We start from the raw sequence: 14,770 nt of genomic DNA, 5'->3' as shown, positions 1-14,770 counted from the left end.
GATGCGAAAAGTATCTGAGTCGCATCTGTGCTCTTAATAAGCGTGCAGAAACAACTCTAGTGCTGGAATTGCCAACGATTGATTACTACATCCTTAAACATGGTTAAATCTTCCTTTCATTCAAATTACTTGTTGTCACAAATTTTAAAGAGTTATTAAAAAGATGTCAATCACTTTTTTCATTTAATTTTTTAAAACTGATATAATTGGTTTTCGAGAAAACAAGGAAAGGACTAACTACATTGCGCTATAAACAAATTATTTTTGACGTTGATGATACTATTATTGATTTTGCGGCAACTGAAAATTTTGCTTTGCATAGTCTTTTTAATGCACATCATTGGCCACTATCGCAAGAACTTCAGCGCCAGTACCATGCTTACAATCAGGGATTATGGCGCAGACTTGAACAAGGTGAATTAACTTATGAACAGTTGAGTGAAATGACTTTCCACGATTTTATCAAGGAACATTTTGGGATTGAAATTGATGGTAAAAAAGCCATGGACGAATATCGCTCATACTTTGGTGAAGCGCATAAGCTTTTGCCAGGTGTAAAAGATACTTTGAAGTTTGCCAAGAAGCAGGGCTATAAATTAACTATTTTGAGTAACGGTGAAAAATTTATGCAAAATCACCGTTTGGAATTAGCTGGCGTAAAACAATATTTCGATTTAATTGTTACTTCAGAAGAAGCGCATTATTCCAAGCCAAATCCTCATGCTTTTGACTATTTCTTCAGTCGAACTGAGATTGGCCCCGATGAAACTGTCTTCTTTGGTGATGGTCTGCAATCTGATATTTTAGGTGCGGAAGAATATGGCTTTGACAGTATCTGGTACAATCACCGCCACCGTAAAAATACCCTGCATTTGCATCCAATTTTTGAAGTAGAGAATTATCCCGAATTTGTTAAATTAATGCAGAATGATTTTCAAAAGAAGTATTAATTGAATTAAAGCGATAGGTATCTTATCTTTGAGATAAGATATTTTTTTATTTTAAGGTGAAATATGAAGAAAATTACAACAGGAATTATTGCTCACGTTGACGCGGGCAAGACAACTCTTTCTGAAGCTTTGCTGTATCGGGCAGGCAACATTAGAAATTTGGGGAGAGTGGATAATGGGGATGCGTTTTTAGATACCCAACAACTTGAGAAAAAGCGCGGTATTACTATTTTTTCTCATGAAGCCAAATTGACTACGGATGTTGCGGAAATTACTTTATTGGATACGCCAGGACACGTCGATTTTGCTTTTCAGACCGAAGAAGTGCTAAGCGTTTTAGATTATGCGATTTTGGTTATTTCAGCAACTGATGGTGTGACCAGCTATGCCAAAACGTTGTGGAATTTGCTTGAGAAAAATAATGTGCCAGTTTTTATTTTTGTAAATAAAATCGATATTGCGGGTACAGATAAAGATCAGGCGTTAGCTGATATTCAAAAGAATTTAAGTGAAAATTGCTTGGACTTTAGCCAAGAAAATCAAGATTTCTATGAAAATGTAGCTTCAGCTGATGATAAGTTGTTGGAAAAATATCTGAATGGTGAAAAAATCGCAGATTCTGATATTCAAGATTTAATTGCACAAAGAAAAATTTATCCTGTTTATTTTGGCTCTGCATTGAAATTAACTGGAATCACAGAATTTTTAGCAGGCTTTGATAAGTGGACTAAGGAAAAAGAATATGCTTCTGATTTTTCTGCTAGATGCTTTAAGATTTCTCACGATAAAAATGGGGAACGTCTCAGTTGGATAAAAATTTTAGGCGGTAGTTTAAAGGCTAAAACTGAATTAGCAGATGAAAAAATTAATCAGCTGCGTGAATACAACGGTGAAAAATTTACGACAGTCGTTGAAGCAAAAGCTGGTGACATTGTAGCTGCTACTGGACTAACTAAAACTTATCCAGGGCAAGGCTTTGGTGCAAAAGATGCAAATGAAGCCAGTCTAAAGCCAGTTTTAACTTACAGGCTTAATCCACTTGATGAAGATATTCATGCTTGTTTAACGGCCTTAAAAAAGCTAGAAGATGAAAATCCACAACTTCATGTAACTTGGTCAGAACATTTGCAAGAATTGCGCGTTCAGGTGATGGGGAAAATTCAACTTGAAATTTTGAAGCAACTTTTACAGGAACGCTTTAACTTAACCGTTGATTTTGAACAGGGCAGTATTTTATACAAAGAAACTATCGCTCAGCCAGTTGAAGGTGTAGGCCACTTTGAACCGTTGCGCCACTACGCTGAGGTGCACCTTTTGCTTGAACCGGGTGAAAGAAATAGTGGTGTAGTTTTCGAAAATAAATGCAGTTTAGAAGTTTTGACTAAAAATTGGCAACACCAAATCATGACTGCTCTTAAATCAAAAGAGCATCTTGGCGTTTTAATAGGTACACCAATTACAGACGTAAAAATCACTTTACTTGGTGGTAAGGGGAGTATCGTCCACTCAGTTGGTGGTGACTTTAGAGAAGCAACTTATCGTGCAGTGCGCCAAGGCTTGATGGAATTAAAAGAGCGGAATCAATTGATTTTACTTGAACCATGGTATGATTTTCGCCTTGAAGTTAGTCAAAAACATGTTGGTCGTGCCCTAAATGATATTCAAAGAATGAGTGGCGAATTTAACACACCAGAAAATAAAGGCGACCGCACTATTATCGAAGGTTCAGCTCCTGTTAGTGAAATGCAGGATTATGCGGCGCAAGTACGTAGTTACACGCATGGTGACGGGATTTTTGAATGTGTAGTCAAAGACTATTTGCCATGTCACAATGCGGCAGAAATTATTGCACAATATGATTATGATCCTGTTTCAGATTTGGATAACACGCCAAACTCGGTCTTTTGTTCACATGGTGCAGGTCATACTGTAACTTGGGATAAAGTGCCAGAGACAGCGCATTTTCCATATACGTATCCCTTAAAATAAAACTTCTTGCATGAAGTGAAATATATGATTACCTGTGAAAGAAATTTCATTTTTACTGAAAAATAATGAAACAAAAGCGCTTACATAGTAACATAAAGGTATTGGAAAGGTGATACACATGACTACAATACCCTTTAAAGCCGTAGCTGTTGATATGGATGGTACTTTTTTAACAGAAAAAAAGACCTTTGATCATGAGCTATTTGGTAAAATTTTGAAAAAGCTACAAGCAAATAACATCCCCTTCATTTCAGCAACAGGTAATCAATTAATTCGTTCACATGAATACTTTCAAGAATTCACTAGTGGAATTGATTACGTATCTGAAAATGGTGCAATTCTAGAAGCCGATGGCAAAGTAATCAAAAGAACTGCGCTTGACTATGATATTGCTCAAAAACTACTCAACTTTATTCAAACTGAATATCCAGAAGCAATTATCATGGTTAGTGCAGAACATCATTGTTACATCTTGAAGAGCATGGATAAGGTAACTAAAGACGATATTCGAATTTATTATCGTAAGGTAGAAGAAATCGATAAATTTACTGATATCGATCCAAGCGATGCTATTTTGAAGGTTTGTCTGACTGCCAATGATGAATTGGCTACGATTATTCAAGATCGTTTCAATGAAAAGTATGGCGATTACGTTCGCGGCACTAGCAGCGGCAATATGACGATCGATTTGGTACACAAAGGCATCAACAAAGCTAAAGGTGTAGCTGATATGCTTAAGTACTATCATATTGATCAAAAAGATTTAATTGCCTTTGGTGATGGTGAAAATGATATTGGTATGCTTAAGGCGTGTGGTTATAGTTATGCCATGGCGAATGCCAATGAAAAAGCCAAAGCTGTTGCTAAATACGAAGCACCATCAAATGATGAAAATGGTGTACTTAAAGTATTGGCTAAATATTTGGATGTTGAATAAAAATAAAAAAGCCGTTTTTACGGCTTTTTAGTTTTATCTTAAATTAAATTCCAATCTTACTGGATTGTGATCGGCGTAGCGATAATCAGTATTGATGTTGGTAGCTTGACCTTAATATTTTTCGAAATAATAAAACCATCGCCGACCGTTTGGTAATTAACCCTAGGACGATACTTCATATCGGTTGATCTAACTGTAGCTACACGTTCACGGTTAGTAGCTTTAACCATGATGAAGTCCTTAGGTAGCATTTTTTGATCTAAGACGGATACCCAACTAGGAATTTTTTCTTGGTGGTCAAAGTGGGTGAGCATATCGCGACCCAATGCATGGTTGAAGTCTCCACCAACGATGACGTAATTGCCAGCTCTATATTCAGCTTCGATTACTTTGGAAAGGATCTTCATTTGTGCTTTCCGCATTTTACCACCCTTGTCATAGGCTGACATGTGGCTGTTGATGACGATTAATTCTTTTCCGCCTTTGATAGGGTAATGCATAACTGTGAAGCAACGATCAAGATCCGTGAATTTAGAAATGAATGCGGACGAAACAGGAAACTTTCTTCTGATTGCACTTTGCATGTGATATTTACTCATGCTGAGCAAGCCTGATTGAACGCTGCCGTGTGGGTCATAAAGTGGCCAGGCAAGATAAGCTGAATGAAAGTTGTTGGCAAAAACATGATCATAATTTTTAAAAGCATGTTCAACTAAATTGACTTGATTGACGTAGTGACTACGTGTTGAGTGAGTATCGATTTCTTGAAAGAGCATAAAGTCAGGATTCTGTTTTTTCATGGTCTTAATAACGCCATCAGTCGAATCAAGAACAGATTGCTTAGAAAACGCGGTACCGCGGGTACCTTGCATTTTTTTGCCGTTCTTAAGTTCACCTTTGTCCATAAAAAAATCAAAATTATGATTATATGCACCAAAGCCGACATTATAAGTGATAATAGAATATAGATGATACAAACTTAGCTTTTTAGCCTGATTGTTTTTTACTGTTAATTTGCGGTTGTCAGGGATGCGGTAATAGTGCATTTGCATGTAGCCAACATAACCGATAATCACTACAAGCAAAATACCGATTAAGCTGAGCAAACCAATCCCAATTCGTTTTAGTATTTTTATTTTTAATCTCTAGGAGAAAACGATGATTACAGTATATTTAGTTCGTCACGGACAAACTTTCTTTAATTATTTCCATAAAATTCAAGGTAGATGTGATTCTCCACTAACCCCGTTAGGAATTGCACAAGCAGAGGCTACACGTGATTATTTAAAAGAAAAACACGTGCACTTTGATTATGCCTTTTCTTCAAGCTCTGAAAGAGCGAGTGATACGTTGGAAATTATAACGGAACACAAGATGCCATTCAAGCGCGATAAGGGATTAAAAGAGTATGCCTTTGGTCGCTACGAAGCTCATGATGAAAGTTTGAATCCTAAACCGCCTTACGGAGATTTCTTTAAACAATTTGGCGGTGAAACTCAAGACGAAGTAAGTGAGCGAATGGATAAAACAATTCGTAGATTGTTAAATGATATTCCAGATGGTAAAAATGTGTTAATTGTCTCACATGGTGGGGCTTTGATGAACTTTTTAAGAAAAACATTGAACAGCCTGCATCCCTTAGGCAAATTGCATTATCACAATTGCGGCATCGTTGTTTTGAATTATGATGGACAAAACTTTACTTTGAAATCTGTAGCTAGTCCCGCTGATGACGTACCTGATAGCTACAATGACAATTTATAAGTACAAAAAAATCTCAGCCCAATTGAGCTGAGATTTTTTATTAATTCTAATCTATTTTTAGAACTTGTTCTTGTCCAAAGCAACTGGAGAATCTGGCTTTTCGCCGTTGATTAACTTCAAGTTGTTGTCAAATGCCTTAACAACCATGTTGCGTACAGCGTGAGTGGTGTAGAAGGCAGTGTGTGGAGTTACCAATACGTTTGGACGATCAATTAAGTCTGCCAAACGCTTGTCTGGGAATTCCTTACCTTCCCAATCCTTGTTAAATACACCAACTTCGCCTTCGTAAGTATCCATAACGAAGCCGAAGATCTTGCCTGAGTCCAAACCACGGATAACTGCGTCAGTGTCAACAAGTGGACCACGTGAGCAGTTTACAATTACAACGCCGTCTTTCATTTCTGCGATTGACTTGTCGTTGATCATGTGAACGTTAGCTGGTACATCTGGTACGTGAAGTGAAATTACATCAGCTTGCTTGTACAAATCGTCAAGTGAGTCAACGTAGTAACCCTTCTTTTCAAGTTCTGGGTTCTTGAAGATATCGTAAGCAATAACCTTTGCGCCGAAACCTTCCATAATTCTCATAAATACTTGACCAATGTGACCAGTACCAACAACACCGACAACTTGGTCACGAACTTCACGGCCGATAGTTGGTGCCCAACGTAAATCACGTTTAGCCATCTTTTCGTCCATGCGCTTGTCTTGACGTAATACACGTGCAGCTTGAATAGCAGCATGTTCAGCAATAGCGTCTGGTGAGTAAACTGGAACATTAGTAATTTCGAAGCCTAATTCCTTAGCCTTGTCCATGTCAATGTTGTCGACACCAACGTTACGTAATGACATCTTAGTTACGCCAGCATCTGCCAATGCTTGAAGAGTATCAGCGGTGTAGTCTAATTGTTGGTAAACAACAACACCATCTGCACCTTTAGCAAGCTTTGCAGTTTCAGGAGTCAAAAGCTTATCAGTGTAATCAACATCGATATCCTTGTGAGCTTCCTTCCATTCGTTCAAGAATGGTTCTTCGTCTTTACGAATAGCGTAAGCAAAAATCTTTGTCATAAATTTAAACCTCCGTAAAATTTATTAGTATGACCAATCCTCATTATACACTTCCACTTGTTCAACAAAACACAAAAAAGCTTATTTTTTGCAGAAAATTTTAAAAATTTCAAATAAATAGAAGTAAATATAGGCCTTAAAATAGTTCTATACACAGCAATTGTTTAAGGATTTATTAAAGGGAAAAATAATACAGTGACATTATGTCATGCAGCTGGTATTATAAACTCATAACAAAAATACAACGCAACAAATAGAGATAAATTGCAAGAAGGTAACAAATCTTCTAATTCCTTATTAATACATCCTTTATTAACTCATACATTGGGAAGCTTGAGCGATCGTCCCCTATGTGGTCGCAAGAGCGAATGTTGATAAAAAGCCCATTCCCTTTTTTGCGAAGGTGAAGAATCGAGTCCCCTGCATATCTCAAGCGTTGAACCTTTTTGTTAACCTTGATGATTCATTTTCGCAACATTAGTGATAAGTAGGCTAATGTAAAAAAATCTCGTTATTCTCATTCAACACAACTCCCTTAAAGGGCTGGTTTAGATTAGTCATCTGAGCCAGTCCTTCTCTTTTTCGGCTATAATTAGCATGAGTAGAAAAAAAGGAGAAAAAAGCAATGATTTTAATTTCATGGAATATCGATTCACTTAATGCGGCCTTGACTGGAACATCAGCAAGAGCTGAGGAAACTCGTCAAGTTTTGGATAAGATTCATGATGCAAATCCAGATGTAATTGCAATTCAAGAAACTAAATTGCGTGCAACGGGTCCAACTAAAAAACATCAAAAAGTACTTGCAGAAAAATTCCCTGAATATGATTATGTTTGGCGTTCTTCAGAAGAGCTGCAAGAAAAGGCTATGCTGGAACAATGTATCTTTATAAAAAAGAATTGACGCCTAAAGCTTCATATCCAGTAATTGGTGCACCAGATACGATGGATGCCGAAGGTAGAATCATCACGCTTGAATTTGATAAATTCTTTGTAACACAAGTTTATACGCCTAATTCAGGTAGTGGCTTGAAGCGTTTAGCTGATCGTCAAGTTTGGGATGAAAAATACACTGAGTACTTACAAAAGCTAGATCAAGAAAAGCCAGTTTTGGCAAGCGGTGACTACAACTGTGCTCATACCGAAATCGACTTGAAACATCCTGAAAATAATCACCACTCAGCTGGCTTTACTGATGAAGAAAGAGTGGACTTTACCAATTTGTTAAATGCTGGTTTTACCGACACATTTAGAAAAGTTCACGGTGATATTAAAGACGTTTATTCTTGGTGGGCTCAACGTGTGAGAACCGCTAAGGCCAACAACTCTGGCTGGAGAATCGACTATTGGCTTGTATCTAATCGTATTGCTGATAAGGTAGTTTGTTCAGAAATGATCGATACTGGAAAAAGAGCAGACCACTGCCCAATTTTGCTTGAAATTAACCTATAAATTAATCAAAACACTAGTATAATTACTTTCGAAAAAATATTTTTTGAAAAGTAAAGGTTAATTTTTTGAATAACGAGAAAAAAGAAGATTGGGCCCTGGAGCAGGACTTGAAATGCAATCGTCTGACTACATTCAAGCTATTTGCGATGACTAGCTAAATGGTTATTTCTGTTGACGAACTAGCTCCATTTGGTAAAACTGGTGCTACTGCGCTATTTTTCTACCTAAAATCAAGTATTATCAGTAATTTTCTTAATTAATTTATATTCTATTTAATGAGAATATTGGTACAAATAGAGTTAGATTAGTCAAAATAGAAAATATTGTAATATTAGAAAGTAACACAAATAAACCTATGAGTATTGTAGTTTTTTCATAGGTTGCTATACTAAAGATGATTATTTGATTTCAACTAAAGTCTTTGGTTTTTGGTGGCTATGTTGTAGTCATATAATTGATTATGTTTTATTAAAGCAAAGAGCGTGCGTATCAGTTTATGCACGGATGCGATGGCAATCTTCTTGTAGCCTGGGCTATGAGAAGATTGCTTTTTTATTTTGTATCACTGGCATGAAAAATGGCAAAATCAATAAACTTAAAGCATTCGTTTTAAAAGACGAGTGCTTTTTTAGTAGAATAAAAACGAGGTGAAAAACATGACAGTGATGCGGGATGCAATTTTAAACGGGTTTGAGGATGAAAAATATCCTGGCAGTGAACTGTTAGGTCCAAGAATTTTAGGTAATGATGCACAAGAAAAAATCTGGTTTACTTTGCGCGAAGAATTATATAGCTGCAAAAGTTTTACCTGGGCGGTAGCTTTTATCACGCAGGATATGTTAGTGCCGCTTAAGGTAGTCTTGGCGGATTTAGCTAATCAAGGCGTTTCGGGCACGATCATTACAGGCGATTATCTTAGCTTTAACGATCCGCGTGTTTTTGAAGAACTGCAAAAGATACCTAATTTAAAAATTAGAATTGCGACAAATACCGGCTTTCATGCTAAGGGCTATTTATTTGAACATGGCGATTATCAAACTATTGTTGTAGGTAGTGCCAACTTTACTAGATCAGCATTGCTTAGCAATTATGAGTGGGCACTGAAGGTTAGTTCAAATAAGCAGGCAAATTTAACTAAGCAATTTGCCAAAAAGATCGTATTGCTTAAGCAAAATAGTTTTGCGATAACTAGTGAATGGCTAGAAGAATATAAAGAGAACTGGACTAAGCCAAAAGAGACTGTTGTCCGTAAAAACGTCGAAAAGATTACGCCAAATCAAATGCAACAAGCGGCTCTAAAGAATTTAAATGCGCTGGTTGCAAATGGCGAAAAACGCGGGCTAGTAGTTTCGGCAACAGGGACTGGTAAAACGTATTTAGGTGCGTTTGCCGTAAAAGACTTTAAGCCTAAGAAGTTCTTATATGTTGTGCACCGCCAGCAGATTGCTAAAAAATCACTCGAAAGTTTTTATAAAGTAATTGGTAGCTCAAGAAAAGATTATGGTTTGCTTAGTGGCGATCATCATGATGTGAATAGAAAGTATGTCTTTGCGACCGTGCAGACTTTAAGTCAGCCAGATGTTTTAGCCAGTTTGGCCGAAGATGAATTTGATTATATTTTGATTGATGAGGCACATAGAGCAGCGGCACCTAGTTATCAAAAAATATTAGCGCACTTTAAACCTGAATTCTTATTAGGGATGACGGCTACGCCTGAGCGAATGGATGAACAAAATGTGTATCAAATTTTTGATTATAATTTGGCCTATGAAATTCGGTTGCGGGATGCACTAGAAGAAAAGATGCTGGCGCCATTTCATTATGTTGGTGTGCAGGACTACGAAGTAGCTGGTCAAACAATCGATGAAACAACTGGCTTACGCTACTTAGTTTCGGAGCAGCGCGTGGACTATGTTTTAAAAGAAATCGAATATTACGGCTATTGCGGTGATCATGCCAAGGGATTGGTATTTTGTAGTGGACAAGATGAAGCAAAAGAACTAGCCATTTTATTTTCCAAAAAGGGTCATCCAGCAGTTGCTTTGACTAATGAAGATAGCGAAAAACGTCGTAGCGAAGTTATTGCTGAACTGGTTAATGGAAAAATCGAATATATTATTGCCGTTGATTTGTTTAATGAAGGTATCGACATCCCATCTTTGAATCAAATCATTATGTTGCGCAACACGCAGTCGAGTATTGTATTTACGCAACAGCTAGGCAGAGGCCTTAGAAAATATCCCGGTAAAAATTTCGTGACGGTATTAGATTTTATTGGTAATTACAAAAATAATTATTTGATTCCAATTGCTTTAAATCAGGATACTTCGCGTGATAAGGATCGTGCTAAAAGAGAAACGCGTTTGCCAAGTCTGATCGATGTGTCGACGATTAACTTTAGTAAAGTTGCCTCAGAAAAGATCTTGACATCACTAGATCAAGTGAAACTCGATGGTCTGCGTGAATTGCGTCAAAGTTATCAAGAATTAAAGAATAAGATTGGTCGGACTCCACTTTTATTTAATTTTTATCAATATGGTTCAGTTTCACCGTTAGTTTTTGCGAATAATCATGGCTTAGACAACTATGCGACATTTTTACGCAAGATGGGTGAATCTGTTGAACTAAGCAAGTATGAAAATCAGGTGTTAACTTTTCTCACTAAGGAATTGTTAAACGGTAAAAGAATTCATGAATTGTTTTTGTTAGATCTGCTTTTAAAGAATGGTAAAGTGAAGCAAGAAGATTACGTAAGTCGATTGCAAAAGCGTGGATATGCCAATAAAGCCGTATTAGGTTCAGTCGAAGATATCTTGTCTTTGTCATTTTTCGATGTTAAGCAAGGTAAGACAACGAAAAAAGCACAATATGGCGATTTGCCAATAATTGAGCATAGTAATTTATTAGATTATAAACTGAATGAAAAAATAGGTGCTGCACTTAGACAGAATGAATGGTTTAAGCGATTAGTTGTTGATGTAATTAAAACAGGTTTGAAACTGAATGAATCATACGACAATATGCATCAATTTACCTTGTATCAACAATATGATCGCAAGGATGCTTGTCGTTTACTGAATTGGCCAAAAGATGTTTCCGCTCCAATGTATGGTTATCGCGTGGGCGAACATGATACGCCGATTTTCATCACTTATGAGAAAAGCGATGATCAGAAGCGGAACGCGATTTATGATAATACGCTAGAAAATGGGCGGAGTTTGCGCTGGTACACAAGAGTTCCGCGTCACTTGAATTCAGAAGAAGTGCAGCGTTTGCTGCATACTGGGGGGATGCATATCCATCTGTTTGTTAAAAGAAGCGATGCAGAGGGCAAGCAGTTCTTTTATTTAGGTGAGGCCAAGATTGATCCATCTTCAGTTAAAGAAGAATTGATTGGTGCGAAAAAGAAACCGGCGGTAGGGATGAACCTGATCTTTGAACAGCCGCTTACTAGCGAAATGTACACATATTTATTCGCATAAGAAAAACAGCTTTCTGGAATAGAAAGCTGTTTTTGGTTTAGTTAGCTGTAAATGTGTTAGGTCTAACACGGTTTAGAATTTGCAGGCCCATTTGCTTTTGTGCATTTTCGTCACCTGAAGTTTGGTTCAAGAACATGATCAAACCATTACGGTTGTCAGTCGTCATTTGGAACCACATGCCGAAGTGAGTACCGGTTAAATTACCATAAGCAGATTTAATTTCATCGTTGTCGATATTATCAATATATACACCACCAGAATAGTTGTTAGACATGCTGTCTAAGTGTGTTAAATAGTGGAAATCTGATTTGCTTAAAATAGTGCCGTTAGTTAAACCGACTTGAATCTTGTAGTAATCCATTGGCGTGGTGAACATATTGCCTGCACCAGGAAGCTGTGATGCTAAAGATCTTTTTACGTATTCAGGATCTTGATAGTTTTTGCCATTATCCAAAGTGTAGGAGATAGGATCTGTTTTACCACTAGGGATGTCTTGATATAGGTAAGTATTGGTTAAACCTAATTTGTTGACGATGCGGCTGTTAAAGTTTTCTTCATATGATTGGCCGCTGACTTTTCTAATAATGCCAGCAAGTAAAATATAGTTCGTATTATTGTAAGAATAAGTTCCGGGAGTACCAGGATCAGAAGCGTTGGCGTTGTTTACTGTCCAATTAATGGCATCTTCTTCAGAACTGTCATTACCACGGTCGGTTTCAGTACCTGTTGCAGTAATACCTGAAGTGTGGGTCATCAATTGTCCCAATGTGATATTGTCGGCATTTTTAAGATTAGGATACCAACGTGATATTTTAGTGTTTTGCGTAAAACGCTCACTCGTATGCCATTTTTCATTCATTAATTGAATAACCATAGCTGCGGTGACTATCTTTTGCAAAGAACCAGTTGGATAAACTACTTGTTCATTTCCGTTGCCGATCTTTTTGCCGTACCAAGCCCAACCATAACTGATTTGTTGTGGACGACCATTTTTGATAATTACAGCACTGCCGCGACTATTGTTTTGAGCAAAAACGTTACGTACAAAACTGCGCATTTCTGTTCTGGAATATGTGCTAGCTTGAACGGTGGTTGCTGTTTTAGCACTAACTGCAGGTGCTGCAATGCCTAATAAAGTAACAGCAGCCATCCCGATAATTGTTTTCTTTAAAATTTTGAGGGCCTCCCTTAAACATGTCTAGTCTCCATTTTAGCGCGATACTTGGTCCATACAAGTTCAAAATTATTAAGAAAATGTAAACCAAAAGATTTACTTATTGGCTTGAGTGAATAATCTACTTAGACTCTCACGTAAATATGGATCATGTGCATAGAGATAAGTGCCTTTAATACCACGTTTAAATAATACGTTTAATGAATTCATCACCATTTTTTGCTCGTATTTTACTTTGGCTTGAGAATCAGTCAGATCATTACGTTTTTTAAACATCTCAGTGTCAGTGATCTTGTCGAGATTAACCTGCAATCGGTTAGTATGTGGAACTTGGCTGATTGGTGGGCCAATAATGATACCAGCATAATTTAAGTCAAAGCCTTGGCAGGTATAAATAGAGCCTACTTCATTAATGGTTTCAGGAATCTCGGCCCATGGAGTTGAAGTGTAATTGTATTGATCCCACGGCATTTTAAAGTTGCCTTCTCTAATATAGTGTTTTCCGCCATCTAAGGTTGAAGGATAGCCAGATGTAGAAAGAATTCTTGCTAAGCCTTCTTTTTGATTTCTTTTGACAATCTCTTGTCGCATTTTTTCGGCATTAGTAAAAATACGAAAATCATAATTTTGCCACATTGTTTTATCAAGAGGCTGCAGAGTTCCATGAGTAAAAGCATCAAACCAGTTAATCAAATTATCTGGCGCCGCCATCCTAAACTGATGATGCAAAATATATTCTTCATGAGCGTAGCGATGTGTGATTTGCTCCAGACGATCTTTAGTCCAAAAACTTTTCATGCGCAATACTTGGTATTCGTCAAAAACAAGTACAACAATTTTGGCTCGCTTAATAATTTCTTCAAGCTGATTATTATGATAGAAGTTATTGTAGTGATCAGGCTGCGACAAAAGCAGGTGGGCCTCATCAATTACTACAATATCTGCAGTTTGTTTCTTTTTATCTAATTGATTAATAAATGAAGTTGGCCGCATATAATCTTTTTTATAAAGTTCTTTTAGTGGGCCAGCAATTTGCTTGTAGACTTTAAGCAGCTCAGGGTGATTTACTAAAAAGTAATTTTGCGTACCTGAAAAAGGTTGAGTGTTGTTGCGACTTAATTTTTGAATCTGATCAAATAATGATGAAAGAATTACGCTTTTGCCAGTACCAGCATCACCATAAATGATAAAAACGGCTGGTAAATTCTTATTTTGCAAATGCGTAGCTGAAAAATTGATAATTCGTTTGATTAGATCGTTTTGTTCATCAGTTAATGGATGATTAGGCGACAATTTTTGATATGCTTGATTATTCACAGTTTATTCACTTCCAAAATATCTATTATAATTAGTAAAAATATTAACAACACAAGGTGATTTTATGACAGCACAAAATATTATTCATGATCAACTATTCTTAAGCCAGAAGTCTACCAGTGCCAATCGTGCAGATTTGAAAATCGCGGAAGACTTGCGCGACACGCTTTTAGCTAATAGAGACAAGGCCGCAGGGTTAGCTGCTAATATGATTGGAAAAAATAAAAGAATTATTGCCTTTTATGTAGGGCCACTTCCATTAGTTATGCTTAATCCGCGAATTATAAGAAGAAGCGGAGAGTATTTAACTTCAGAGGGATGTTTATCATTAAATGGTGAGCGAAAGACAAAACGCTATAAGACAATTACGGTAACGTATCAAAACATGAGTCTTGAAACTAAGGCACAAGAATTCACAGGCTTCATTGCTGAAGTAATTCAACATGAAATAGACCATTGTGAGGGAATTTTGATATAAAATAAACTTTTTTGAAAAATGTTTCCATAGTATAGTTCGGATAATAGCTAATAAAAATCCTATCACTAATTTTAACGGTAGGATTTTTATTAGTTTATGTGAAATGAGTAAGTTGCAATATGTAAAAGTAAATTGTAATACGAACGAAGAGGTAGA

The 14,770-nt window shown here is 36.8% G+C and carries 9 protein-coding genes and 4 pseudogenes; 8 read left to right on the top strand and 5 right to left on the bottom strand.

All coding sequences use genetic code 11. The features are described 5' to 3' along the window. Positions 1 to 242 precede the first annotated feature (242 nt). From JCM1039_RS09200 to JCM1039_RS09190, 3 genes are all read left to right on the top strand, one after another. The gene (locus JCM1039_RS09200; RefSeq protein WP_025015533.1) at positions 243 to 950 is read left to right on the top strand and encodes a YjjG family noncanonical pyrimidine nucleotidase; all 708 of its coding nucleotides are present in this window, start codon (positions 243 to 245) and stop codon (positions 948 to 950) included. Between the two features lie 63 nt (positions 951 to 1,013). Continuing rightward, entirely contained in the window at positions 1,014 to 2,939 is a 1,926-nt protein-coding gene (locus JCM1039_RS09195; protein ID WP_025015532.1) for a GTP-binding protein, read from the top strand. A gap of 118 nt (positions 2,940 to 3,057) precedes the next feature. Further along, positions 3,058 to 3,876, top strand: coding sequence for a Cof-type HAD-IIB family hydrolase (locus JCM1039_RS09190; RefSeq protein WP_025015531.1), 819 nt, complete (start codon positions 3,058 to 3,060; stop codon positions 3,874 to 3,876). 33 nt (positions 3,877 to 3,909) lie between these two features. On the opposite strand, the pseudogene JCM1039_RS11470 reads toward JCM1039_RS09190, so the two are convergent. Further along, positions 3,910 to 5,012: pseudogene (locus tag JCM1039_RS11470) on the bottom strand (endonuclease/exonuclease/phosphatase family protein). A 22-nt stretch (positions 5,013 to 5,034) separates the two neighbouring features. Between JCM1039_RS11470 and JCM1039_RS09180 the strand changes: the two are divergent. Then, positions 5,035 to 5,640: a histidine phosphatase family protein gene (locus tag JCM1039_RS09180; protein WP_025015530.1), complete on the top strand. Its 606-nt coding sequence runs from the start codon at positions 5,035 to 5,037 to the stop codon at positions 5,638 to 5,640. 57 nt (positions 5,641 to 5,697) lie between these two features. Here JCM1039_RS09180 and JCM1039_RS09175 read toward each other — a convergent pair whose 3' ends face one another. Beyond that, positions 5,698 to 6,711 (bottom strand): D-2-hydroxyacid dehydrogenase, encoded by a 1,014-nt coding sequence (locus tag JCM1039_RS09175; protein WP_025006113.1) that lies wholly within the window; start codon positions 6,709 to 6,711, stop codon positions 5,698 to 5,700. 625 nt (positions 6,712 to 7,336) lie between these two features. On the opposite strand from JCM1039_RS09175, the pseudogene JCM1039_RS11465 reads away from it, so the two are divergent. After that, positions 7,337 to 8,163, top strand: a pseudogene (locus JCM1039_RS11465) (exodeoxyribonuclease III). A gap of 65 nt (positions 8,164 to 8,228) precedes the next feature. Further along, positions 8,229 to 8,402 (top strand): annotated as a pseudogene (locus JCM1039_RS12775) (glutamate:gamma-aminobutyrate antiporter); the annotation flags it as partial. A gap of 173 nt (positions 8,403 to 8,575) precedes the next feature. Here the strand turns inward: JCM1039_RS12775 and JCM1039_RS12280 are convergent. After that, positions 8,576 to 8,725: pseudogene (locus JCM1039_RS12280) on the bottom strand (IS110 family transposase); the annotation flags it as partial. A 94-nt stretch (positions 8,726 to 8,819) separates the two neighbouring features. Here JCM1039_RS12280 and JCM1039_RS09165 point away from each other — a divergent pair. Then, positions 8,820 to 11,645 (top strand): DEAD/DEAH box helicase, encoded by a 2,826-nt coding sequence (locus tag JCM1039_RS09165; RefSeq protein WP_025015529.1) that lies wholly within the window; start codon positions 8,820 to 8,822, stop codon positions 11,643 to 11,645. A gap of 37 nt (positions 11,646 to 11,682) precedes the next feature. Here JCM1039_RS09165 and JCM1039_RS09160 read toward each other — a convergent pair whose 3' ends face one another. Beyond that, entirely contained in the window at positions 11,683 to 12,702 is a 1,020-nt protein-coding gene (locus JCM1039_RS09160) for a serine hydrolase domain-containing protein (RefSeq protein ID WP_025015528.1), read from the bottom strand. A gap of 213 nt (positions 12,703 to 12,915) precedes the next feature. Then, complete coding sequence (locus JCM1039_RS09155; RefSeq protein ID WP_025015527.1) at positions 12,916 to 14,136, bottom strand: DUF2075 domain-containing protein; 1,221 nt, start codon at positions 14,134 to 14,136, stop codon at positions 12,916 to 12,918. 64 nt (positions 14,137 to 14,200) lie between these two features. Here JCM1039_RS09155 and JCM1039_RS09150 point away from each other — a divergent pair, with 64 nt between their 5' ends. Continuing rightward, on the top strand, positions 14,201 to 14,614 hold the full coding sequence (locus JCM1039_RS09150; protein WP_025015526.1) for a peptide deformylase: 414 nt from the start codon (positions 14,201 to 14,203) through the stop codon (positions 14,612 to 14,614). Positions 14,615 to 14,770: the final 156 nt, after the last annotated feature.

Origin of the sequence: Lactobacillus kitasatonis DSM 16761 = JCM 1039 (assembly GCF_000615285.1) — a bacterium.
Lineage (GTDB): Bacteria > Bacillota > Bacilli > Lactobacillales > Lactobacillaceae > Lactobacillus > Lactobacillus kitasatonis.
This window is presented reverse-complemented; position numbering and strand designations above follow the sequence as displayed.

Excerpts from the sequence above, each read along its gene's own strand:
- JCM1039_RS09195 (WP_025015532.1), top strand. The coding sequence starts at position 1,014 with ATGAAGAAAATTACAACAGGAATTATTGCTCACGTTGACGCGGGCAAG.
- JCM1039_RS09180 (WP_025015530.1), top strand. The coding sequence starts at position 5,035 with ATGATTACAGTATATTTAGTTCGTCACGGACAAACTTTCTTTAATTAT.
- JCM1039_RS09150 (WP_025015526.1), top strand. The coding sequence starts at position 14,201 with ATGACAGCACAAAATATTATTCATGATCAACTATTCTTAAGCCAGAAG.
- JCM1039_RS09165 (WP_025015529.1), top strand. The coding sequence starts at position 8,820 with ATGACAGTGATGCGGGATGCAATTTTAAACGGGTTTGAGGATGAAAAA.
- JCM1039_RS09175 (WP_025006113.1), bottom strand. The coding sequence starts at position 6,711 with ATGACAAAGATTTTTGCTTACGCTATTCGTAAAGACGAAGAACCATTC.
- JCM1039_RS09190 (WP_025015531.1), top strand. The coding sequence starts at position 3,058 with ATGACTACAATACCCTTTAAAGCCGTAGCTGTTGATATGGATGGTACT.
- JCM1039_RS09160 (WP_025015528.1), bottom strand. The coding sequence starts at position 12,702 with ATGCGCAGTTTTGTACGTAACGTTTTTGCTCAAAACAATAGTCGCGGC.